Here is a 21,125-nt window from a genome sequence, read left to right as displayed (position 1 = left end):
TTTTGCCAGTATAGGGGCTATCGGCGGCGCTTCTTGTACAGCTTCGGCTCGCCCGGCGGGCGGGTCTTGAAGCGCCGATGGGCCCACAGGTACTGCTCCGGGTGCTGGCGCACGACCTGTTCGATCCATTGATTGATACGCAGGCAGTCGGCTTCCTCGCTCTCGCCGGGGAAATCGGCCAGCGGCGGATGGAGGGTCAGCCGATAACCCCGACCATCGGCCAGGCGGCTCTGGGTAAAGGGCACGACGATGGCCTTGCCCAGACGGGCAAACTTGCTGGTAGCCGTGACGGTAGCCGCCGGCACGCCGAACAGCGGCACGAACACGCTGTGCTGCGCGCCGTAGTCCTGATCCGGCGCGTACCAGATTGCCCGACCGTTGCGCAGCACCTTGAGCATCGCCCGCACGTCATCGCGCTCGATGGCGGTGGCGTCGCGATTGTGCCGTTCGCGACCGCGGCGCTGGATATAGTCGAAGGCCGGATTCTTGTGCTCACGGTACATGCCGTCGATGGTGTGAACCTGCCCCAGCAGCGCGGCACCGATTTCCAGGGTGGTGAAGTGCACCGCCATCAGAATCACCCCCTGGCCCTCCGCCTGGGCCTGCTTGAGCAACTCCAGCCCCTCGATGTGGGCCAGGCCGGCCAGACGCCGTCGCGACCAGAACCAGCCCATGGCGGTCTCGAAGAAGGCCATGCCGATGGAGGCAAAGTTCTCGCGCAGCAGCGACTCGCGCGCGGCGGCCGACAGCTCGGGAAAACACAGTTCGAGGTTGCGCCCGATGATGTACCGGCGCGCCCCGGCCAGGTGATACATCAGCCAGCCGAGCCCACGCCCCAGCACCAGCAGCCAGCGATACGGCAACTGCACCAGCAGCCAGAGCAGCCCCATCCCCAGCCACAACAGCCAGAAACGCGGATGCAGGAAATAGGCACTAAATTGCGGGCGATCCATGAAACATTCCGGACAGACGACAAGGCCGGGCATTCTACAGGACTCGCGCGGCTTGCGGCCTCACGGTCTTATCGCTATAAGTCGTCGCCATCACAAGGCACGACAAGACCATGAGCCAAGCCGATCTCCTCGACCAAGACCCCGTGTTCCAGCTCAAGGGCAGCATGCTCGCCATCACCATCCTGGAGCTGGCGCACAACGACCTGGAGCGCCTGGACCGCCAGCTGGCCGACAAGGTCGCCCAGGCCCCCAACTTCTTCCAGAACATTCCCCTGGTGCTGGCTCTGGACAAGCTGCCGGACGGCGAAGGCAACCTCGACCTGGCCAAGCTGATGGAGCTGTGCCGCAACCGCGGCCTGCGCACCCTGGCCATTCGCGCCAGCCGCGAGGAAGACATCGCCGCCGCCAATGCCCTCGATCTGCCGGTGCTGCCGCCATCCGGCGCGCGCGAGAAGCTGGTCGAACCGGTGGAAAGCCGCAAGAAGGTGGAAAAACCCGCCGAGCCGGTGTTCAAGCCCAGCCGTGTGGTCACCACCCCGGTGCGCGGCGGCCAGCAGATCTACGCCCAGGGCGGCGACCTGGTGGTGCTGTCGCCGGTCAGCGCCGGCGCGGAACTTCTCGCCGACGGCAATATCCATGTGTACGGCCCGATGCGCGGACGCGCCCTGGCCGGCGTCAAGGGCAATACCCAGGCACGGATTTTCTGCCAGCAGATGGGCGCGGAAATGCTCTCCATCGCCGGCCAGTACAAGACCGCCGAAGACCTGCGCCGCGATCCGCTGTGGGGGCAATCGGTACAGGTCAGCCTGTCGGGTGACGTGTTGAACATCACCCGCCTTTAACGGATACTGCGGCCCAATTTCAGGGAGCAAAAGGGCATTCGGAAGCCAGTTTACCGGCGCCGGATTTCCCGCTTTTTCATATATTTGGGGTGAATCACCTTGGCCAAGATCCTCGTAGTCACTTCCGGCAAGGGTGGCGTGGGTAAAACCACCACCAGCGCCGCCATCGGCACCGGTCTCGCTCTGCGCGGGCACAAAACCGTCATCGTCGACTTCGACGTCGGCCTGCGCAACCTGGACCTGATCATGGGTTGCGAGCGCCGCGTGGTGTACGACTTCGTCAACGTGATCAACGGCGAAGCGACCCTGACCCAGGCCCTGATCAAGGACAAACGCCTGGAGAACCTGTACGTGCTGGCCGCCAGCCAGACCCGTGACAAGGACGCGCTGACCAAGGAAGGCGTGGGCAAGGTCATCGACGAGCTGTCGCAGAACTTCGAATACGTGATCTGCGACTCGCCGGCCGGCATCGAGACCGGTGCGCACCTGGCCATGTACTTCGCCGACGAAGCGATCGTCGTGACCAACCCGGAAGTCTCCTCGGTACGCGACTCCGACCGCATGCTCGGCCTGCTGGCGAGCAAGTCGCGCCGCGCCGAACAGGGCCTGGAGCCGATCAAGGAGCGTCTGCTGCTGACCCGCTACAACCCGGAGCGCGTGACCAAGGGCGAAATGCTCGGCGTGGAAGACGTCGAGGAAATCCTCGCCATCAACCTGCTCGGCGTGATCCCGGAATCCCAGGCGGTACTGAAGGCCTCCAACCAGGGCGTACCGGTGATCCTCGACGAGCAGAGCGATGCCGGCCAGGCCTACGGCGATGCCGTCGACCGCCTGCTGGGCAAGGAAGTGCCCCATCGCTTCCTCGATGTGCAGAAGAAAGGACTCATGCAACGCCTGTTTGGAGCGCGCTAATGAACATTTTCGACTTCTTTCGTGAACGCAAGAAGGAAACCCCTGCGTCGATTGCGAAAGAGCGTCTGTCGATCATCGTCGCCCACGAGCGCGGCCAGCGCAGCCAGCCGGACTACCTGCCGGCCCTGCAGAAGGAACTGGTCGAGGTGATCCGCAAGTACGTCAACATCGAGCAGGATCAGGTGCAGGTCGCGCTGGAAAACCAGGGCAGCTGCTCCATTCTGGAACTCAATATCACCCTGCCCGATCGGTGAAAACTACTGCGCTCGGTGATGCTGCGTTGAAATCAGGCTCAGAATGCTCATTTACGGTATGTAAACTCCGCTTCTTCGCCTGATTTCGCCTTGCCTGACCTTCGCTCGCTACGTTTTCACTGCACTGATGTTGAACAATGGCGGCCTTAATGGCCGCCATTTCATTTTGGGTCTACCCATGCCGCTGTCGAATGTCGAAATCCTCCACCAGGACGCCGCCCTGCTGGTGATCAACAAGCCCACCCTGCTGCTCTCGGTGCCCGGCCGTGCCGAGGACAACCGCGACTGCCTGGTGACCCGCCTGCAGGAGAACGGCTACCCGGAAGCGCGCATCGTCCACCGCCTGGACTGGGAGACCAGCGGCATCATCGTGCTGGCCCGCGACGCCGACAGCCACCGCGAGCTGTCCCGCCAGTTCCACGACCGCGAGACCGAGAAGGCCTACACCGCCCTGTGCTGGGGCCAGCCCGAACTGGACAGCGGCAGCATCGACCTGCCGCTGCGCTACGACCCGCCGACCAAGCCGCGGCATGTGGTCGACCATGAGCACGGCAAGCATGCCCTGACCTACTGGCGCATTCTCGAGCGCTGCGGCGACTACTGCCGGGTCGAGCTGACGCCGATCACCGGTCGCTCACACCAGTTGCGCGTGCATATGCTGTCGATCGGCCACCCGCTGCTCGGCGACGGCCTGTACGCCCACAAACAGGCCCTGGCCGCCTGGCCGCGCCTGTGCCTGCACGCCAGCATGCTCAGCCTGACCCACCCGCAGACCGGCGAGCGCCTGCGCTTCGAGTGCCCGGCACCGTTCTGAGCCCGCCCTGAGCAGCGCCGAGGGCCCGTATGGCCCGAGTTAAAGCGGGCCGGCCCCGGACAAATCCGATAAACTCGGGGCATCGCCGTCTGGAGTCCGTTATGCGTGCAGAGCTGAATCAGGGCCTGATCGAATTTCTCAAGGCCTCGCCCACCCCCTTCCACGCCACCCGCAGCCTGGCCCAGCGCCTGCAGGCCGCCGGTTACCGGGCCCTGGACGAGCGCGAGCCCTGGCATACCGAAGCCGGCGGACGCTACTACGTGACCCGCAACGACTCCTCGCTGATCGCCTTCAGGCTGGGCAAGCGCAGTACCCTGGAAGGCGGCCTGCGCCTGGTCGGCGCGCACACCGACAGCCCCTGCCTGCGCGTCAAGCCGCAGCCGGAGCTGCAGCGCCAGGGCTTCTTCCAGCTCGGCGTGGAAGTCTACGGCGGCGCCCTGCTCGCCCCCTGGTTCGACCGCGACCTGTCGCTGGCCGGGCGGGTGACCTTCCGCGAAGGCGGCAAGGTGCAGAGCCAGCTGATCGACTTCGAGCTGCCGATCGCCACCATTCCCAACCTGGCCATCCACCTCAACCGCGAGGCCAACCAGGGCTGGGCGATCAACCAGCAGAACGAGCTGCCGCCGATCCTGGCGCAGATCGCCGGCGAAGAACCGGCCGACTTCCGCGCCCTGCTCACCGACCGCCTGGCCGAAGAGCACGGCATCAGCGCCGACGCGGTGCTGGACTACGAACTGAGCTTCTACGATACCCAGCCGGCGGCAGTGATCGGCCTCAACCAGGACTTCATCGCCGGCGCGCGCCTGGACAACCTGCTGTCCTGCTACGCCGGCCTGCAGGCCCTGCTGGCAGCCGAAGGCGACGAAACCTGCGTGCTGGTGTGCACCGACCACGAGGAAATCGGCTCCTGCTCGGCCTGCGGCGCCGACGGCCCGTTCCTCGAGCAGGTGCTGCGCCGCGTGCTGCCGGAGGGCGACGGATTCGTGCGCAGCATCCAGAAATCCCTGCTGGTGTCGGCCGACAACGCCCACGGCGTGCACCCCAACTACGCCGACAAACACGATGCCAACCACGGCCCCAAGCTCAACGCCGGCCCGGTGATCAAGGTCAACAGCAACCAGCGCTACGCCACCAACAGCGAGACCGCCGGTTTCTTCCGCCACCTGTGCCTGGCCGAGGAAGTGCCGGTGCAGAGCTTCGTGGTGCGCAGCGACATGGGCTGCGGCTCGACCATCGGCCCGATCACCGCCAGCCAGCTGGGCGTGCGCACCGTGGACATCGGCCTGCCGACCTTCGCCATGCACTCGATCCGCGAGCTGGCCGGCAGCCATGACCTGGCCCACCTGGTGAAAGTGCTGACGGCCTTCTACGCCAGCGCCGAACTGGCGTAACGCTATCGCGTAGGTTGGGTTGAGCGCAGCGAAGCCCAACGAGCGCAGCCCAGCCCGACCTCTTGCTGACCAGCCGCCCTGGCGCTGGGCTCAACCACAACCCACCCAGCGCAAACCTGGCACCGCATCGCTCACTCCGGCACTTCGACGCTGACGTGAATGGCGTCGTGGCGCCAGAACTCCAGGTCGCAATCGATCAGCCGCCCGTGCTGGTCGCGGTTGACCCGGGTGATGCGCAGCGCCGGGCTGCCCAGGGTGGCCTTCAGGCTGTTCGCCGCCTCGGCCGGCAAGGCGGTGGGCAGGATGTCGAAACGCACCCGCCCGTAATGAATCCCGTACTCGCTGGCGTACAGCTCAGTCAGCGAGCAGGTCAGGTCGAACTGCAGGATGCCGGGGAAGTAGGCCGGATTCAGGTAGTGCTCGACATACAGCACCAGGCGCCCGTCGATGCGCCGCGCACGGCGGATCTGCAGCACCGCCGACAGCGCCGGCAACTCCAGCAGCGCGCAGATATCCACCGGCGCCGGCATCAGTCGGGCGCTGAGCAGCTCGGTGGAGGACTGCCGGCCCTGCTCGCGCACCATCGCATGGAAGTGGCTGCGCACCAGCGGGTTGTAGGCCAGCCGCGGCGGCGAGACGAACCAGCCGCGGCGCTCCTCGCGATAGATCAGGCCTTCGGCTTCCAGCTGCCCCAGCGCCTCGCGCAGGGTGATGCGGGTGGTCTCGAACAGCTCGCTGAGCTTGCGCTCGGCCGGCAGCTGGCTGCCCTGCGCCAGCAGGCCATGCTCGATCTGTTCCTGCAGGGCCCGGCAGATGGCGGTAACGGTACGGGGCGCTTCGTCGCGCATGCAAAAACTCCACTCTGGAATAGACCAGCACCAGCAAGGGGCACGACCGGCCGAAAGTGCGGCCATGCTAGGCAGCCTAGATGACCGTGGCGTGACAGTCCGGGGCGCCACCCGATCGCCTGCACGCCGCATGCCACAAGGCCCGGCAGTCTTTCGGCAAATCAGCCACTTAGCCATGGTCTACGCTTGCAGACGCGGGCCGGCCCAGGGAAACCGGGGCCAGGTCGCCATAAAAACGTCATAGAAAGCTTCTAGATTGGCCTGGGTCTTGCTGATCTAGACCAATCTTTCACCCTGCTAAGGAGCTTCACCATGAAACGCCTGCTGCTGGCTTCACTGATGGGATCGGCCATTATTCTGGGTAACCAGGCCATGGCCAACGAGGATGTAAAGAGCCTGGAACAAGCCGCCCGCGCAGAGGGCGAGGTCAACAGCGTCGGCATGCCGGACAGCTGGGCCAACTGGAAGGACACCTGGGCCGACCTGAACAAAGTCTACGGCCTCAAGCACATGGACACCGACATGAGCTCGGCCCAGGAAATCGCCAAGTTCGCCGCCGAGAAGGACAACGCCACCGCCGATATCGGCGACGTTGGCGCCGCCTTCGGCCCCATCGCCGTGCAGCAGGGCGTGACCCAAGCCTACAAACCCACCACCTGGGAACAGATTCCGACCTGGGCCAAGGATGCGGACGGCCACTGGATGCTGGCCTACACCGGCTCCATCGCCTTCATCGTCAACAAGCAGCTGGTCAAGGACGTGCCGCAGTCCTGGGCCGACCTCAAGCAGGGCAAGTACAAGGTCGCCATCGGTGACGTCAGCGCCGCCGCCCAGGCGGTCAACGGCGTACTGGCCGCCGCCATCGCCAACGGCGGCGACGAGAAGAACATCCAGCCGGGGCTGGACTTCTTCGCCGAGATCGCCAAGCAGGGCCGCCTGGGCCTGTCCAACCCGACCATCCAGACCCTGGAAAAAGGCGAAGTGGAAGTCGGCATCGTCTGGGACTTCAACGGCCTGTCCTACCGCGACCAGATCGACCCGAGCCGCTTCGAAGTGCTGATCCCGTCCGATGGTTCGGTGATCTCCGGCTACACCACCATCATCAACAAGTACGCCAAGCACCCCAACGCGGCCAAGCTGGCGCGTGAGTACATCCTCTCCGACGCCGGGCAGATCAACCTGGCCAAGGGCAACGCGCGGCCGATCCGCGCCGAGCACCTGAGCCTGCCGGCCGAGGTGCAGGCCAAGCTGCTGCCCAACGCGCAGTACGCCAAGGTCCAGCCGATCAAGGACCCGGCAGCCTGGGAAGCCACCTCGAAAGCGCTGCCGCAGCTGTGGCAGGAAAACGTGATCATCGAAATGCAGTAAGCGTTCGCCCACGGCCCGGCACTCGCCGGGCCGTGTTTTTGCTCAAGGAAATCGCTCGATGAAACACAACGTCATCCTGGTGCTACTGGATGGCCTGAACTACGAGGTGGCACGGCATGCGCTGGGCCATCTGCAGGCCTACTGCGGCGCTGGCCGCGCCGCGCTGTACAAGCTCGAATGCGAGCTGCCCGCGCTGTCGCGCCCGCTCTACGAATGCCTGATGACCGGCGTGCCGCCCATCCTCAGCGGCATCGTGCACAACGAAGTGGTGCGCCTGTCCAACCAGCGCAGCATCTTCCACTACGCCCGCGAAGCTGGCCTGACCACCGCCGCCGCGGCCTATCACTGGATCAGCGAGCTGTATAACCGCGCGCCCTTCGATGCGGCCCGCGACCGCCACACCAGCGACAGCACCCTGCCGATCCAGCATGGCCACTTCTATTACGCCGACCACTACCCGGACTCGCACCTGTTCGCCGATGCCGAGCACCTGCGCGTACAGCACCAGCCGAACTTCCTCCTGGTGCATCCGATGAATATCGACGACGCCGGCCACAAGCATGGCCTGGACTCGGCGCAATACCGCAACAGCGCGCGCCGCGCCGACATCCTCCTGGCCGAATACCTGCAGCGCTGGCTGGATGCCGGCTACCAGGTGCTGGTCACCGCCGACCACGGCATGAACAACGACCACTCGCACAACGGTCTGCTGGCGGAAGAACGCGAAGTACCGCTGTTCGTCGCCGGCAGCGCCTTCAGCCTGGATGCCAGCGCGCTGCCGCAGCAGACCGAGCTGTGCGGCACCATCTGCGCCCTGCTCGGCGCCAGCCACGACAAACCGCTGTGCAAGGAACTGCTCAAGTGACGGCAAGCAAACCCCGCGGCAAATGGCTGGCGCTGCTATGCCTGCTGCCCTTTGCGATCTTCTTCATCGCCTTCCAGATTGCCCCGCTGCTGTGGGTCGCGGTGCACAGCCTGAACGTCGGCGACGCCTGGGGCCTGGGCAACTACGAGAAGATCTTCGGCTCCAAGTTCTACCTGCAGGCGATCAAGCACAGCCTGCAGATCGCCTTCTGGTCCAGCCTGTTCGGCATCGTCATCGCCGTGCTCGGCAGCTACTCGCTGCGCCAGGTCGACTCCAAACTGCGCGACTTCGTCATGGCCTTCTCCAACATGACCAGCAACTTCGCCGGGGTACCGCTGGCCTTCGCCTTCATCATCATCCTCGGCTTCAACGGCGCACTGACCCTGCTGCTCAAGCAGGCCGGGATCATCGAAGACTTCAACCTGTACTCCAAGACCGGGCTGATCGTGCTCTACACCTACTTCCAGATTCCCCTCGGCGTGCTGCTGCTCTACCCCGCCTTCGACGCCCTGCGCGAGGACTGGCGCGAGTCCGCCGCCCTGCTCGGCGCCGGCACCTGGGACTTCTGGCGGCATATCGGCCTGCCGGTGCTGACCCCGGCGCTGCTCGGCACCTTCGTCATCCTGCTGGCCAATGCGTTGGGCGCCTACGCCACGGTGTATGCGCTGACCACCGGCAACTTCAACGTGCTGCCGATCCGCATCGCCGCCATGGTCGCCGGCGATATCAGCCTCAACCCGGACATGGCCAGCGCCCTGGCGATGGTGCTGGTGGGCCTGATGGTGGTGATCACCGCCGTGCACCAGTGGCTGCTGAAGAGGAGCTACCATGTCGCGCGCTGATGCAAAGCCGGCCGCCCTCTACCACCGCACGGTGGTCTGGCTGCTGTTCCTGATCCTGCTGCTGCCGCTGGCCGGCACCCTGCTCTACTCGCTGTCCACCAGCTGGTCGGCGACCATCCTGCCGTCCGGCCTGACCTTCAAGTGGTACCTGGCGCTGTGGAGCGACCCGCGTTTCCTCGCCGCCTTCGGCCAGTCGCTGCTGGTGTGCTTCGGTTCCCTGTTGCTGGCCACGGTGCTGATCCTGCCGCTGCTGTTCGTGGTGCATTATCACTTCCCCAAGCTCGACGGGCTGATGAACATCCTCATCCTGCTGCCGTTCGCCGTGCCGCCGGTGGTGTCCTCGGTCGGCCTGCTGCAGGTCTACGGCTCCGGGCCGCTGGCGATGGTCGGCACGCCGTGGATCCTGATCGGCTGCTACTTCACCGTGGCCCTGCCGTTCATGTACCGGGCGATCACCAACAACCTGCAGGCGATCAACCTGCGCGACCTGATGGACGCCGCCCAGCTGCTCGGCGCCAACACCTGGCAGGCCGCCTTCCTGGTGGTGCTGCCGAACCTGCGCAAGGGCCTGATGGTGTCGCTGTTCCTCTCCTTCAGCTTCCTGTTCGGCGAGTTCGTGTTCGCCAACCTGCTGGTCGGCACCCGCTACGAGACCCTGCAGGTTTACCTGAACAACATGAGAAACAGCAGCGGCCACTTCAACAGCGCGTTGGTGATTTCCTACTTCTTCTTCGTGCTGATCTTCACCTGGGCGGCCAATCGCCTGAATAAGGACAGACCATGAGTTACCTGAGCATCCGCGGCCTGCACAAAAGCTACGGCGCCACCTCGATCTTCAGCGACATCAACTGCGAAATCGCCCAGGGCGAGTTCGTCACCCTGCTCGGCCCGTCCGGCTGCGGCAAATCCACCCTGCTGCGCTGCATCGCCGGCCTCACCGAGGTGGACGGCGGGCAGATCCTCCTCGATGGCCAGGACCTGGTGCCGCTGTCGCCGCAGAAGCGCGACATCGGCATGGTGTTCCAGAGCTACGCGCTGTTCCCCAACATGAGCGTGGCGCAGAACGTCGCCTTCGGCCTGCGCATGCACAAGGTCGGCAAGGAAGAGAGCGCCCAGCGCGTGCAGGAAGCCCTGGCCATGGTCGAGCTGGGCGACTTCGCCAGCCGCTACCCGCACCAGCTGTCCGGCGGCCAGTGCCAGCGCGTGGCCCTGGCCCGTTCGCTGGTCACCCGCCCACGCCTGCTGCTGCTCGACGAGCCGCTGTCGGCACTGGATGCACGCATCCGCAAGCACCTGCGCGAGCAGATCCGCGGCATCCAGCAGGAGCTCGGGCTGACCACCATCTTCGTCACCCACGACCAGGAAGAGGCGCTGACCCTGAGCGACCGCATCTTCCTGATGAACGCCGGCAAGATAGTCCAGAGCGGCTCCGCCGAAACCCTCTACACCGCCCCTGTGGATGCCTTCGCCGCCGGTTTCATCGGCAACTACAACCTGCTCGATGCGCCAACCGCCAGCCGCCTACTGCTGCGCCCGGTCAGCAGCCGCATCGCCATCCGCCCGGAAGCCATCAAGCTGCACCACAGCGGCGCCATCGCCGCGGAAATCCTCGGCCATAGCCTGCTCGGCAACGTCATCCGCTACCGCGTACAAGCCAACGGCGTGCAGCTGGTGGTCGACGTACTCAACCGCCGCGAAGGCGACCTGATCGGCAAGGGCCAGTGCATCGGCCTGACCATCGACGAACAGGCAATCCGGGAGGTGGCCTGATGGCCCTGGCAATCTTCGATCTCGACGAAACCCTGATCGACGGCGACTGCGCCTCGCTGTGGGCCGGCCACATGGCTGCCATCCAGTGGGTCGATGCAGACAGCTTCCTGCCCCGCGAGCAGGAGCTGATGGCCCTCTATTCCCGGGGCGAGCTGGCCATGGAGGACTACATGGCCTACACCCTGTCGCCGCTGGTGGGGCGCACCCAGGAGGAAGTCGAGTTCGTCGTCGGCCCCTTCGTCGAGGACGTCATCGAGCCGATCATCTACAGCGACGCCATGCGCTGCCTGGCCCGCCACCGCGCCGCCGGCGACCGCCTGCTGGTGATCTCCGCTTCGGCACATTTCCTGGTCAGCGCCATCGCCGAGCGCCTGGGCATCGCGGAAGTGCTGGCCATCGACCTGGAGCAGCAGCACGGCCATTACAGCGGCAAGACCCGCGGCGTGCTGACCTACCGCGAAGGCAAGGTGCTGCGCCTGCAAGCCTGGCTGGCAGAACAAGGGGAAAGCCTGGCCGGCGCCTACTTCTATTCCGACTCGCGCAACGACCTGCCGCTGCTGCAGCAGGTCGACAAGCCCCATGTGGTCAACCCCGACCCCACCCTGCTGCAGCACGCCGAGCAGGCTGGCTGGCCGGTTCTTAGCTGGCGCTGAAAGCCCTCACGCCTGCATGGTCCGGCCATGCACACTCATCGCCGCCTGGCGCAGGGCCTCGGAGCGGGTCGGGTGCGGGTGGCAGATCAGCGCGATGTCTTCGGCCGAGGCGCTGAACTCCAGGGCCACGCAGTACTCGCCGATCAGCTCTCCGGCACTGGGGCCGATGATGTGCACGCCGAGAATCTGGTCGGTGCGCTCATCGGCCAGCACTTTGACGAAACCTTCGGCCTCGTGGTTGATCTTCGCCCGGCTGTTGGCGGTGAAGGGGAACTTGCCGACCTTGTAGGTACGCCCTGCGGCCTTCAGCTGCTCCTCGGTCTTGCCCACGCTGGCGACTTCCGGCTTGGTGTAGATGACCCCGGGAATCGCCTCGTAATTGACCTCGGCGGCATGCCCGGCAATCCGTTCGATACAGGCGATGGCTTCATCTTCGGCCTTGTGCGCGAGCATCGGCCCGGAGGTGACGTCGCCGATAATCCAGATCCCCGGCACGCTGCTGCGGTGCTGCTGGTTTTCCAGCATGCCGCGCTTGTCGGTGGCCAGGCCGACGGTTTCCAGGCCGAGGCCGGCGGTATAAGGCCTGCGGCCAATGGCCACCAGCACATAGTCGGCCTGTAGTTGCTCACTCTCGCCACCTGCAGCCGGCTGCAGGTCAAGGGTCACGTCTTTGGCCGTGGCCTTGGCGGCGCTGACCTTGGTTGCCAGCTTGAAGCGCATGCCCTGCTTGCTCAGGGTGCGTTGCAGGGTCTTGGCGGTTTCGTCATCCAGGCCCGGACAAATGCGCTCGAGGTACTCCACCACCGTCACTTCGCTGCCCAAGCGCCGCCACACCGAGCCCAGTTCCAGGCCGATCACCCCGGCACCGATCACCACCAGGTGCTTGGGCACCTTGGCCAGGGCCAGCGCGCCGGTGGAGTCGAGAATGCGCTGGTTATCGATCGTCACCCCAGGCAGTGGCGTCGGCTCCGAGCCGGTGGCGATCACGATGTCCTTGGCCGTAAGCTCGCGCACGCCGCCATCGGCGAGGGTTACCGTGACCTTGCCCGGCCCGTTCAGGCGGCCCCAGCCCTTGATCCACTCGACCTTGTTCTTGCGAAACAGAAACTCGATGCCCTTGGTCAGGGCGGTCACGCTTTCATCCTTCTGCTTCATCATCTGCGCCAGATTGAGCGTCGGCTTGACCTCGATACCGAGGTTGTTCAGCTCGCCGCTGGTCGCCGCTTCATACAGTTCCGAGGCATGCAGCAAGGCCTTCGACGGCATGCAGCCGACATTCAGGCAGGTGCCGCCAAGGGTCTCGCGGCCCTCGATGCAGGCGACCTTGAGACCCAGCTGCCCGGCACGAATCGCCGCGTTGTAGCCACCGGGCCCGCCGCCAATGATCAGCACGTCATAGTTGCTCATGCAGTCGCTCCTCTGGATGACACAGACTGTCAGGGTTAGCGGGCCAGCGCGGTGCTCGCCAGCGGCCGCGGGCGCAGCAGGTGGAAGGCAGCGAACGCCGCCACGGCGAAAAGAGTATTCAGCAACACCATAGGCCAAGCGCTGCCATCCGCCAGCAGGCTGAGCAGCAGGCCGCTGCAGGTGGCCCCGGCCATCTGCGCAAAGCCCATGAAGCCGGCGGCCAAACCGGCGCGATGGGCATTGGGAATCACCGCGCCGGCCACCGCAGCCGGCAGCAGCATGCCGCCGCCCAAAGTCACCAGCACTTGCGGCAACGACAGGCCGAGTACGGACAAACCGGCCAGGCGGTACACCAGCAGCGTGGCGATGGCCCCCGCCAGAACCAGCGCCACACCGATGCCGACGATTTTCTGCGGGCCCAGGCGCAGGATCATGCGCTGGGTGAACAAGGCACCGGCGATCAGCGCCGGAACGATCGCGGCAAAGGTCACCCCGTACTGCGCCGGGCTTAGCTGCAACAGGCCGATATACACCGCCGAAGAACCGGCGATCACCGCGAACATCGCGCCGTAGGTGCCAGCCAGGGTCAGGGCAAAGGCGCGAAACGAGGCGGCGCGCAGCAAATCTCGGTAGTTGCCGAGCAGCCCGCGCAACTGTCCGGCCTGCGGGTCGAGGTTCGGGTTGCTTTCGCGGTAGCCGCGCAACACCGCCAGCAGCACGCCCGAGCCGATCAGCAGGGCCAGCAGAATCGGCGCGTGCCAGCCGCCATACAGCGTCAGCACCCCGCCAATCATCGGCGACAGGACAATGGCGCAGAGCATGCCGATCACCGTCAGCGCCAAAGCCGGACCGGCTTGCTCCTGCCACACATCGCGCACGATGGCGCGCGCCAGCACCAGAGCCGCACAGGCCCCCACGCCCTGCAGGACGCGGGCGGCGACAAACTCGCCCATGCTGCTGGCCAGCAGCATCCACAGGGTGGCCAGCAGGTACACCAGCAGCCCGGCAAGCAGCACCGGCCGCCGGCCAAGGCGGTCAGACAACGGGCCAAGCAGCAGTTGCCCCAGGCCAAACGCCGCGACAAAGGCCGACAGCGCCAACAGGCTGCTGCCCGGCTGCGCCGCCATGACCAGCTCGATGGCCCCCAGGCTGGGAATGATCAGCTGGGTGGAGATCTCCCCCAGGGCGGTCAAGGCAATCAGGATCAACAGCAGCCTGCGCGAGGGAGATGGGTAGCTGTGCATGGTTTGCGCCCTGTGTGCGGTAGCCGGCGCGGGTCGCCAGGCATTTATATTTCAGCCATAATATGATCTATTAAATTATGCACATAATTTAAATCACCACGCCCCACCATCGATCCACCCCGCCCGGAGGTCACAACCATGAGCAGCCCATCCCGCGACGACAAACTGGCCGCCTGGCGCGCCGCCGAACAGGCCATGCGCGCCAGCCTCGGCGCCCCAGGCAGCATGAGCCTGGCGCAGGTCAGCACGCTGCTGCCGCAGGAGTTCTTTGACCGCATCGGCAGCGGCGAACTGCCCTCCCCGCCCTTTGGCCACCTGCTCGACTTCATCCCGCTGGAATGGTCATCCGGACGCTTCGTCTTCCAGGGCACGCCCGATGCACGCCACTACAACCCGCTGGGCAGCGTGCATGGTGGCTACGCCGCGACCCTGCTCGACTCCTGCATGGGCTGCGCCATTCACACCCAGTTGCAGCGCGGCCAGGGCTACACCACCACCGACTTGCGGGTCAGCTACATCCGCCCGCTCAGCAGCACGGTCGGGCCGATCCGCGCGGAAGGTCGCATCGTGCATGTCGGTCGCAGCACTGCGCTGGCCGAAGGGCGCATCTACGATGTCGACGACCGCCTGTACGCCGTCGGTTCGACCACCTGCCTGATTCTCAACATGCCCGGCTGAAACCGGTTTCGTCTTTCCCGCCAATTGCCATGAGGAACAACACCATGTCATCCATCGTCATCGCTGGTTTTGCGCGCTCGCCATTTCACTTCGCCAAGAAAGGCTCTCTGATCAACCTCCGCCCGGACGATCTCGCGGCTCAGACCCTGCGCGGTCTGGTGGACAAACTCGACCTCGATCCAGCGGAGATTGAAGACGTGATCATGGGCTGTGCCTACCCGGAAGCCGAACAGGGCATGAATATCGCCCGCATTGCCAGCTTCCGCGCCGGTTTCCCGGATACCCTCGGTGGGGCAACGGTCAACCGCTTCTGCGGCTCGTCGATGACTGCCGTGCATTTCGCAGCCGGACAAATCATGCTCGGCGCCGGCGAGGCCTTTCTCTGCGCGGGGGTCGAGTCGATGACGCGCGTGCCCATGGGCGGCTTCAACATCTCCCCCAACCCCACACTGTTCAAGGACTTTGCACAGGTCTACATGAGCATGGGGCACACGGCAGAGGAAGTAGCCAAGCGCTTCAACATCAGCCGCAACGACCAGGACGCCATGGCCGTCGAGTCACACGCCAAAGCCACTGCGGCTCGTGAATGCGGTCTGTTTCGCGATGAACTGGTCGCCATCAGCACGCCCGAAGGAATAGTCGAGGCCGATGGCTGCATCCGCCCCGGCACTCACCTTGAGGCCCTGGCTCAGCTCAAACCAGCATTTGGCGGCAGCGTGACCGCGGGCACGGCGTCACCGCTCACCGACGGTAGTGCCGCCGTGCTGGTGTGCAGTGAACACTTTGCCCGTCGCCATCACCTGAATATCTTGGCGCGCATCAAGGCAGTGGCCGTGGGTGGTTGCGCACCGGAAATCATGGGCATGGGCCCGGTGGTGGCGACACGCAAGGTGCTGCAGCGCGCCGGCTTGCGCATCGAGGACATTGACCTGGTGGAAATCAACGAAGCCTTCGCCAGCCAGTCGCTGGCCTGCGTGCGCGAACTGGGGCTGGACATGGCCAAGGTCAACCTCGACGGCGGCGCCCTGGCCCTCGGTCACCCACTCGGGGCAACCGGTGCACGGATTACCGGCAAGGCCGCCAGCCTGCTGCAACGCACGGGCGGCCGCTATGCCATTGCCACCCAATGCATTGCCGGCGGCCAGGGCGTTGCCACCCTGCTGGAAGCAGTCTGACCCGGTAATGGAACACCACCACAGCCGCCCGGCGCGTCAGTGCGCCGGGCGCTGAAGCAGCCAGACGAAGCAGGTAAGATGGCAAGCAACATCTAAAAACCAGCGGCCAGGTACTCCATGCGTTATTCAGAAGACCATAAAGCCCAGACCCACCAGCGCATCATCGCTGAGGCGGCGCGCCTGTTCCGCCGCGACGGAGTGGGGGCCACCGGCCTGCAGCCCTTGATGAAAACCCTGGGGCTAACCCACGGTGGCTTCTATGCGCACTTCAAGTCCAAGGATGAGCTGGTGGCTACCGCCCTGCGCCAAGCCGCGCAGGACCTGGATTACGTCACGGCCGAGATCCAGAACCAGCCAGCCCCCTTGCCGGCGTTTATCGCCAGCTATCTGTCTGACGCCCACCGCGACAACCCAGGAGCCGGCTGCCCGCTACCGACCATGTCGGCCGAGCTGGGCCAGCGCGGACAAGCCAGCCCGATTACCGATGAAGTGGTGAACAATCGCCTGGCCATGATCGAATCCTGCCTGCACGGCGAGGACGCGGCACGGGAGAGCGTGCTGATCCTCTCGGCATTGGTCGGCGCGCTGCTGCTGTCACGCAGCGTCAGCGACGCCGCATTGTCCGAGCGTGTGCTCAGCAGCGTCCGCGAACTGCTGATCGCACACAGCAGCGCCACGCTCAAGGCCTCGGACTGAGCACATAAAAAACCCCTGACGCAGTGCTGCACCAGGGGCTTTTCGACGATCGCCGGGCGGCTTACTTGTAACGCGCCGCCGCGCTGCTGTGCGACAGGTTCGGCCCGAGCTTGGCCCGGGCGCTGAGCATGTCGGCCCAGTCGGCGGCATCCGGCAGCGATGGAATGGTCACCAGCTCGCCCTGATCGAAGCCGGCCAGGGCGGCATCGACCATCTCGCCGACCTCCATGATCATGCTTGGTGGCAACGCCGCTTCATCCATGCCGCTGCGCTCCCAGATCTCGGTACGGGTGATGCCCGGCAGCACGGCTTGCACCTGCACGCCCAGCTTGCCGATTTCTCCCTGCAGGGTCTGGCTCAGGCTCAGCACATAGGCCTTGCTGGCGCTGTAGACGGCGTTGAACATTTCCGGGGCCAGGGCCACCACCGAGGCGATATTGATGATCGCGCCCCGTCCGGCGGCGCCGAAGCTCGCAGAAGCGGCGGCAGACAAGCGCGTCAACGAGACGATATTGAGCAGAATCATGCGCTCTACCGTGTCCAGGTCAGCCTCGGCCAGGCTGCCATTCATCGCCATCCCGGCATTGTTGACCAGCAGGCTGATCGCCGAATCGTTGCGCAGACGCTGTTCCACCTTGAGCAGGTCAGCCTTGTCGGTCAGGTCGGCCTTCAGCGTTTCGACCTGGACCCCGTATTGCTCACCCAAGCGCCCGGCCAACGCCTCCAGGCGCGGCAGATCACGCGCCACCAGCAGCAGGTCATAACCGCGGCGGGCCAGCCGCTCGGCGTAGGTGGCACCAATGCCAGAAGAAGCGCCGGTGATCAGCGCGGTACCTTGTGCGTTTTGCTTGCTCATCGTCTGTTTCCTCGATTCTGCGGTGGGTTGAGCGTGTCTGTGGGTATAGTGCGCCTATTTATATTACACACGTAATATAAATATTGTATGTCGGTCGTAATAAAATCTATCGACACACCACCCGAGAAACGCCCAGGCTCACTCACGCAAACGCCAGGCATAAAAAACGGACAACCCTTGCAGGTTGTCCGTGGTGTACAGCGCGAGCGCTCAGTGCATCAACTGGATGCCGATCAGGTGGTCGAAAGCCTTGGCGAGACTGTTCTCAGTGCAGCAGGCCAACGCACAGCAGATCGCAAACAGGCGCTCAGAGCAATGCCGGGTCTATTGCCAGCACCAGCTTGCCGCTGACCTCATTGCTCGCCAGCGCAGCAAAGGCGGCCTCGGCATCTTTACGAGCATAGGCCTGTTGAAGTTGCGGCTTGAGTCGCCCCTCGGCAAACAATGGCCAGACATGCTGGCCCAGATCGCTGAGCAGCGCCGCCTTGAACTCGTCATCGCGGTTGCGCAGGGTCGAGCCGGTCAGCTGGATGCGCTTGCCCAGCAGCAGGGCCATGTCCAGCTGCGCCTTGCTGCCGCCCATCAGGCCGATATTCACCCAGCGCCCGTCGCGCGCCAGCAGGGCCAGGTTCAGCTCGGCATAGGCGGCGCCGACCGGATCGAGGATCACGTCGAACGGGGCGAAATCGCGCAGGCTCTCCAGGTTCTCGCCACGCAGGGCGCCACCCTGGGCGCCGAGGCTCTCGCAATAGGCCAGCCGTTCGGCGGAGCCGACGCTGACCCAGCACGGGTTGCCGAAGGCCTTGCACAGCTGGATCGCCGCCGAGCCGACGCCACTGGCACCGGCGTGCAGCAGCACCTTCTCGCCCGGTTTCAGGGCCGCCAGCTGGTACAGATTGAGCCAGGCGGTGGCATACACTTCCGGCAGCGCCGCCGCTTCGGCCAGCGACAGGCCCTGCGGCACCGGCAGGGCATGGCGGGCATCGACCACCACCTCCTCGGCCATGCCACCCCCGCTCAGCAGGCAGCAGACCCGGTCGCCGACCTGCCAGGCGCTGCCGGCACCGACTTCGCTGACCACCCCGGCACACTCCAGGCCGAGGATGTCGCTGCTACCGGGCGGCGGCGGGTACATTCCGGCGCGCTGCAGCAGGTCGGCACGATTGAGCCCGGCCGCCGCCACCCGCACGCGAATCTGCCCTACATCGCAGGCCGGGCTGGGCCGTTCGCACCATTCAACCTGCCCCTCGACGCCTTGCAATGCCTTCATGCTGCCTCCATAGTGAATGTGCCTTCCGGCGCAGTGTGCCGGGATTTCTGCATTATGCTGCCGGGTTCGGATGGAACCGGGCGCTCAAAAGACGGCCTAATATGCGTTATCACCTGCCATCGCGTCGAATCACTATGCTGCGTTCCTTCTCCATCACCGCCCTCGCCCTCGTCCTGGGCCTGCACGCCCTGCCGGCAGCCGCCAAGACCGGCCCGGAGAACTGGGACTACCTGCAGCCCGACCGCGAGCAGATCATCGCCAGCCTGAACGTGGTGGAGCTGCTCAAGCGCCACCACTACAACAAGCCGCCGCTCGACGACACGCGCTCGCAGAAGGTCTACGAGAGCTACCTGAAGATGCTCGACCCGGCGCGCAGCTACTTCACCGCCGCCGACATCGCCGAATTCGACCAGTGGCGCAACAAATTCGACGACCTGCTCAAAGGCGGCGACCTGGAACCCGGTTTCCTCATGTACAAGCGCCAGCTGGTGCGCGTCCAGGAACGCCTGGACTACGCCCTCAAGCTGCTGCAGAACACCGGCGCGCTGGACTTCAGCGTCGAGGAAAGCCTGCTGGTCGACCGCGAGAACGCGCCCTGGGCGAAGAACCGTGGCGAACTCGACGACCTCTGGCGCAAGCGCGTCAAGGATGAGGTGTTGCGCCTCAAGCTGGCCGGCAAGGAACCCAAGGCCATCGAGGAGCTGCTGACCAAGCGCTACCAGAATCAGCGCAAGCGCCTCGACCAGACCAGCGGCGAAGATGTGTTCCAGGCCTATATCAACGCCTTCGCCCAGACCTACGACCCGCACACCAACTACCTCTCCCCGGACAACGCGGAGAACTTCGACATCAACATGAGCCTGTCGCTGGAAGGCATCGGCGCCGTGCTGCAGTCGGACAACGAATACGTCAAGGTGGTGCGCCTGGTGCCCGCAGGCCCGGCGGAGAAGAGCAAGCAGATCGTTCCGGCGGACAAGATCATCGGCGTGGCCCAGGGCGACAAGGAGATGGTCGACGTGATCGGCTGGCGCCTGGATGAAGTGGTCAAGCTGATCCGCGGGCCGAAAGGCTCCACCGTGCGCCTGGAAGTGATCCCGGCCAGCAACGCCGCCAGCGACCAGACCAGCAAGGTGGTCAGCATCACCCGCGAGGCGGTCAAGTTGGAGGAACAGGCGGCGCAGAAGTCGATCCTCAAGCTCAAGCATGACGGCCGCGACTACAAGCTTGGGGTGATCAAGGTTCCGGCCTTCTACCTCGACTTCAAGGCCTTCCGCGCCGGCGACCCGAACTACAAGAGCACCACCCGCGACGTCAAACGCCTGCTCACCGAACTGAAACAGGAAAAGGTCGACGGCGTGGTTCTCGACCTGCGCGACAACGGCGGCGGCTCCCTGCAGGAAGCCACCGAACTGACTGGCCTGTTCATCGACCAGGGCCCGACCGTGCTGGTGCGCAACAGCGACGGCCGCGTCGACGTGCTGGCCGACGAGGAGCCCGGGGTGTTCTACACCGGCCCGCTGGCCGTGCTGGTCGACCGCCTGTCGGCCTCCGCCTCGGAAATCTTCGCCGGTGCCATGCAGGACTACCACCGCGGCCTGATCCTCGGCGGCCAGACCTTCGGCAAGGGCACGGTGCAGACCATCCAGGAACTCAACCACGGCGAGCTTAAGCTGACCCTGGCCAAGTTCTACCGGGTTTCCGGGCAGAGCACCCAGCACCAGGGCGTGCTGCCGGACATCGCCTACCCGGACGTGGTCGACACCCAGGAAATCGGCGAGAGCGCCCTGCCCGAAGCCATGCCGTGGGACAGCATCCGCGCCGCGGTCAAGCCGGAGGTCGACCCGTTCAAGCCGTTCCTCGCCGAGCTCAAGGCCCGACACGACGCGCGTACCGCCAGCAACCCGGACTTCGTCTTCACCCGCGAGCGCCTGGCCCTGGCCCAGGAACTGATGCAGCAGACCAGCATCAGCCTCAACGAGCAGACCCGCCGCAGCCAGCGCGCCAGCATCGAGGCCCGCCAGCTGGCCCTGGAAAACGCCAAGCGCACGGCCAAGGGCGAAGAGCTGCTCAAGGAGATCAAGGAAGAGGACGAAGACAGCCTCCCCGTCGAGCCGGAAAAGGCCAAGCCGGAAGACGACGCCTACCTGACCGAGAGCGGGCGCATCCTGCTCGACTACCTGGGCATGGACACCCAGGTGGCCAAGCACTGAGGCGCGCCGCAGACGTCATCAAAGCGTCATCGTTCTGTCGTGAAATAAAGGGGCCGGTAGCACTACCGGCCCTTTTC

The 21,125-nt window shown here is 65.2% G+C and carries 21 protein-coding genes; 15 read left to right on the top strand and 6 right to left on the bottom strand.

The features are described from left to right. Positions 1-17: 17 nt before the first annotated feature. Positions 18-953 carry a lipid A biosynthesis lauroyl acyltransferase gene (locus tag GV001_RS06370; RefSeq protein WP_160078805.1) on the bottom strand — a complete coding sequence of 312 codons (936 nt, stop codon included), beginning with the start codon at positions 951-953 and terminating at the stop codon, positions 18-20. Positions 954-1,063: 110 nt separating this feature from the next. Between GV001_RS06370 and minC the strand changes: the two genes are divergently transcribed. The 5 genes from minC (at position 1,064) to GV001_RS06345 (ending at position 5,166) form a co-directional block, all read left to right on the top strand. Next, entirely contained in the window at positions 1,064-1,795 is a 732-nt protein-coding gene (minC, locus tag GV001_RS06365; RefSeq protein ID WP_160078804.1) for a septum site-determining protein MinC, read from the top strand. A 99-nt stretch (positions 1,796-1,894) separates the two neighbouring features. Next, positions 1,895-2,707, top strand: a complete 813-nt coding sequence (gene minD / locus GV001_RS06360; protein WP_160078803.1) for a septum site-determining protein MinD — start codon at positions 1,895-1,897, stop codon at positions 2,705-2,707. Further along, positions 2,707-2,961 carry a cell division topological specificity factor MinE gene (gene minE, locus GV001_RS06355; protein WP_021701941.1) on the top strand — a complete coding sequence of 85 codons (255 nt, stop codon included), beginning with the start codon at positions 2,707-2,709 and terminating at the stop codon, positions 2,959-2,961. The genes minD and minE overlap by 1 nt, the downstream gene beginning before the upstream one ends. A 178-nt stretch (positions 2,962-3,139) precedes the next feature. Beyond that, positions 3,140-3,775 (top strand): RluA family pseudouridine synthase, encoded by a 636-nt coding sequence (locus tag GV001_RS06350; RefSeq protein ID WP_160078802.1) that lies wholly within the window; start codon positions 3,140-3,142, stop codon positions 3,773-3,775. Between the two features lie 101 nt (positions 3,776-3,876). Beyond that, the gene (locus tag GV001_RS06345) at positions 3,877-5,166 is read left to right on the top strand and encodes a M18 family aminopeptidase (RefSeq protein WP_160078801.1); all 1,290 of its coding nucleotides are present in this window, start codon (positions 3,877-3,879) and stop codon (positions 5,164-5,166) included. Between the two features lie 131 nt (positions 5,167-5,297). On the opposite strand, the gene GV001_RS06340 is transcribed toward GV001_RS06345, so the two are convergent. Beyond that, on the bottom strand, positions 5,298-6,014 hold the full coding sequence (locus tag GV001_RS06340) for a UTRA domain-containing protein (protein ID WP_160078800.1): 717 nt from the start codon (positions 6,012-6,014) through the stop codon (positions 5,298-5,300). A 312-nt stretch (positions 6,015-6,326) separates the two neighbouring features. Here GV001_RS06340 and GV001_RS06335 point away from each other — a divergent pair, with 312 nt between their 5' ends. Genes GV001_RS06335 through GV001_RS06310 form a run of 6 tightly spaced genes read left to right on the top strand, consistent with a single transcriptional unit; the run spans position 6,327 to position 11,512 of the window. Then, positions 6,327-7,382 (top strand): ABC transporter substrate-binding protein, encoded by a 1,056-nt coding sequence (locus GV001_RS06335; protein WP_160078799.1) that lies wholly within the window; start codon positions 6,327-6,329, stop codon positions 7,380-7,382. 58 nt (positions 7,383-7,440) lie between these two features. Further along, positions 7,441-8,247: an alkaline phosphatase family protein gene (locus tag GV001_RS06330; protein WP_160078798.1), complete on the top strand. Its 807-nt coding sequence runs from the start codon at positions 7,441-7,443 to the stop codon at positions 8,245-8,247. Next, complete coding sequence (locus tag GV001_RS06325; protein WP_160078797.1) at positions 8,244-9,089, top strand: ABC transporter permease subunit; 846 nt, start codon at positions 8,244-8,246, stop codon at positions 9,087-9,089. The genes GV001_RS06330 and GV001_RS06325 overlap by 4 nt, the downstream gene beginning before the upstream one ends. After that, positions 9,076-9,873, top strand: a complete 798-nt coding sequence (locus GV001_RS06320) for an ABC transporter permease (protein ID WP_160078796.1) — start codon at positions 9,076-9,078, stop codon at positions 9,871-9,873. Before GV001_RS06325 ends, GV001_RS06320 begins: the two co-directional genes overlap by 14 nt. Then, positions 9,870-10,859: an ABC transporter ATP-binding protein gene (locus GV001_RS06315; RefSeq protein ID WP_160078795.1), complete on the top strand. Its 990-nt coding sequence runs from the start codon at positions 9,870-9,872 to the stop codon at positions 10,857-10,859. Before GV001_RS06320 ends, GV001_RS06315 begins: the two co-directional genes overlap by 4 nt. Further along, positions 10,859-11,512 (top strand): HAD family phosphatase, encoded by a 654-nt coding sequence (locus GV001_RS06310; protein ID WP_160078794.1) that lies wholly within the window; start codon positions 10,859-10,861, stop codon positions 11,510-11,512. The genes GV001_RS06315 and GV001_RS06310 overlap by 1 nt, the downstream gene beginning before the upstream one ends. 6 nt (positions 11,513-11,518) lie before the next feature. Here the strand turns inward: GV001_RS06310 and lpdA are convergent, their stop codons facing one another. Then, positions 11,519-12,919 carry a dihydrolipoyl dehydrogenase gene (lpdA, locus tag GV001_RS06305; protein ID WP_160078793.1) on the bottom strand — a complete coding sequence of 467 codons (1,401 nt, stop codon included), beginning with the start codon at positions 12,917-12,919 and terminating at the stop codon, positions 11,519-11,521. A gap of 35 nt (positions 12,920-12,954) precedes the next feature. After that, positions 12,955-14,163, bottom strand: coding sequence for a Bcr/CflA family efflux MFS transporter (locus GV001_RS06300; protein WP_160078791.1), 1,209 nt, complete (start codon positions 14,161-14,163; stop codon positions 12,955-12,957). Positions 14,164-14,301: 138 nt separating this feature from the next. On the opposite strand from GV001_RS06300, the gene GV001_RS06295 reads away from it, so the two are divergent. The 3 genes from GV001_RS06295 to GV001_RS06285 all read left to right on the top strand — a co-directional run bounded on the left by GV001_RS06295 (position 14,302) and on the right by GV001_RS06285 (position 16,712). After that, entirely contained in the window at positions 14,302-14,841 is a 540-nt protein-coding gene (locus GV001_RS06295) for a PaaI family thioesterase (protein WP_160078789.1), read from the top strand. 44 nt (positions 14,842-14,885) lie between these two features. Next, positions 14,886-16,016: a thiolase family protein gene (locus tag GV001_RS06290; RefSeq protein WP_160078787.1), complete on the top strand. Its 1,131-nt coding sequence runs from the start codon at positions 14,886-14,888 to the stop codon at positions 16,014-16,016. A gap of 117 nt (positions 16,017-16,133) precedes the next feature. Beyond that, positions 16,134-16,712 (top strand): TetR/AcrR family transcriptional regulator, encoded by a 579-nt coding sequence (locus GV001_RS06285; RefSeq protein ID WP_160078786.1) that lies wholly within the window; start codon positions 16,134-16,136, stop codon positions 16,710-16,712. A gap of 61 nt (positions 16,713-16,773) precedes the next feature. On the opposite strand, the gene GV001_RS06280 is transcribed toward GV001_RS06285, so the two are convergent. Both GV001_RS06280 and GV001_RS06275 read right to left on the bottom strand, forming a co-directional pair. Beyond that, complete coding sequence (locus tag GV001_RS06280; protein WP_160078784.1) at positions 16,774-17,568, bottom strand: SDR family oxidoreductase; 795 nt, start codon at positions 17,566-17,568, stop codon at positions 16,774-16,776. A 307-nt stretch (positions 17,569-17,875) separates the two neighbouring features. After that, a complete protein-coding gene (locus GV001_RS06275; protein ID WP_160078783.1) occupies positions 17,876-18,838 on the bottom strand; it encodes an NAD(P)H-quinone oxidoreductase in 963 nt (320 codons plus the stop codon). Positions 18,839-18,972: 134 nt separating this feature from the next. On the opposite strand from GV001_RS06275, the gene GV001_RS06270 reads away from it, so the two are divergent. After that, positions 18,973-21,048, top strand: a complete 2,076-nt coding sequence (locus GV001_RS06270) for a carboxy terminal-processing peptidase (RefSeq protein ID WP_160078781.1) — start codon at positions 18,973-18,975, stop codon at positions 21,046-21,048. Positions 21,049-21,125: the final 77 nt, after the last annotated feature.

It is taken from the genome of Pseudomonas sp. 8AS, from assembly GCF_902506505.1.
Taxonomy (GTDB): Bacteria; Pseudomonadota; Gammaproteobacteria; order Pseudomonadales; family Pseudomonadaceae; genus Aquipseudomonas.
This window is presented reverse-complemented; position numbering and strand designations above follow the sequence as displayed.

Bases quoted from the DNA above. Each gene is read 5' to 3' on its own strand.
- GV001_RS06340 (WP_160078800.1), bottom strand. From the start codon at position 6,014: ATGCGCGACGAAGCGCCCCGTACCGTTACCGCCATCTGCCGGGCCCTG.
- GV001_RS06270 (WP_160078781.1), top strand. From the start codon at position 18,973: ATGCTGCGTTCCTTCTCCATCACCGCCCTCGCCCTCGTCCTGGGCCTG.
- minC (WP_160078804.1), top strand. From the start codon at position 1,064: ATGAGCCAAGCCGATCTCCTCGACCAAGACCCCGTGTTCCAGCTCAAG.
- GV001_RS06280 (WP_160078784.1), bottom strand. From the start codon at position 17,568: ATGAGCAAGCAAAACGCACAAGGTACCGCGCTGATCACCGGCGCTTCT.
- GV001_RS06290 (WP_160078787.1), top strand. From the start codon at position 14,886: ATGTCATCCATCGTCATCGCTGGTTTTGCGCGCTCGCCATTTCACTTC.
- GV001_RS06315 (WP_160078795.1), top strand. From the start codon at position 9,870: ATGAGTTACCTGAGCATCCGCGGCCTGCACAAAAGCTACGGCGCCACC.
- GV001_RS06310 (WP_160078794.1), top strand. From the start codon at position 10,859: ATGGCCCTGGCAATCTTCGATCTCGACGAAACCCTGATCGACGGCGAC.
- GV001_RS06285 (WP_160078786.1), top strand. From the start codon at position 16,134: ATGCGTTATTCAGAAGACCATAAAGCCCAGACCCACCAGCGCATCATC.
- minE (WP_021701941.1), top strand. From the start codon at position 2,707: ATGAACATTTTCGACTTCTTTCGTGAACGCAAGAAGGAAACCCCTGCG.
- GV001_RS06370 (WP_160078805.1), bottom strand. From the start codon at position 953: ATGGATCGCCCGCAATTTAGTGCCTATTTCCTGCATCCGCGTTTCTGG.
- GV001_RS06330 (WP_160078798.1), top strand. From the start codon at position 7,441: ATGAAACACAACGTCATCCTGGTGCTACTGGATGGCCTGAACTACGAG.
- GV001_RS06300 (WP_160078791.1), bottom strand. From the start codon at position 14,163: ATGCACAGCTACCCATCTCCCTCGCGCAGGCTGCTGTTGATCCTGATT.
- GV001_RS06335 (WP_160078799.1), top strand. From the start codon at position 6,327: ATGAAACGCCTGCTGCTGGCTTCACTGATGGGATCGGCCATTATTCTG.
- GV001_RS06345 (WP_160078801.1), top strand. From the start codon at position 3,877: ATGCGTGCAGAGCTGAATCAGGGCCTGATCGAATTTCTCAAGGCCTCG.
- GV001_RS06320 (WP_160078796.1), top strand. From the start codon at position 9,076: ATGTCGCGCGCTGATGCAAAGCCGGCCGCCCTCTACCACCGCACGGTG.
- GV001_RS06295 (WP_160078789.1), top strand. From the start codon at position 14,302: ATGAGCAGCCCATCCCGCGACGACAAACTGGCCGCCTGGCGCGCCGCC.
- GV001_RS06275 (WP_160078783.1), bottom strand. From the start codon at position 18,838: ATGAAGGCATTGCAAGGCGTCGAGGGGCAGGTTGAATGGTGCGAACGG.
- GV001_RS06350 (WP_160078802.1), top strand. From the start codon at position 3,140: ATGCCGCTGTCGAATGTCGAAATCCTCCACCAGGACGCCGCCCTGCTG.
- lpdA (WP_160078793.1), bottom strand. From the start codon at position 12,919: ATGAGCAACTATGACGTGCTGATCATTGGCGGCGGGCCCGGTGGCTAC.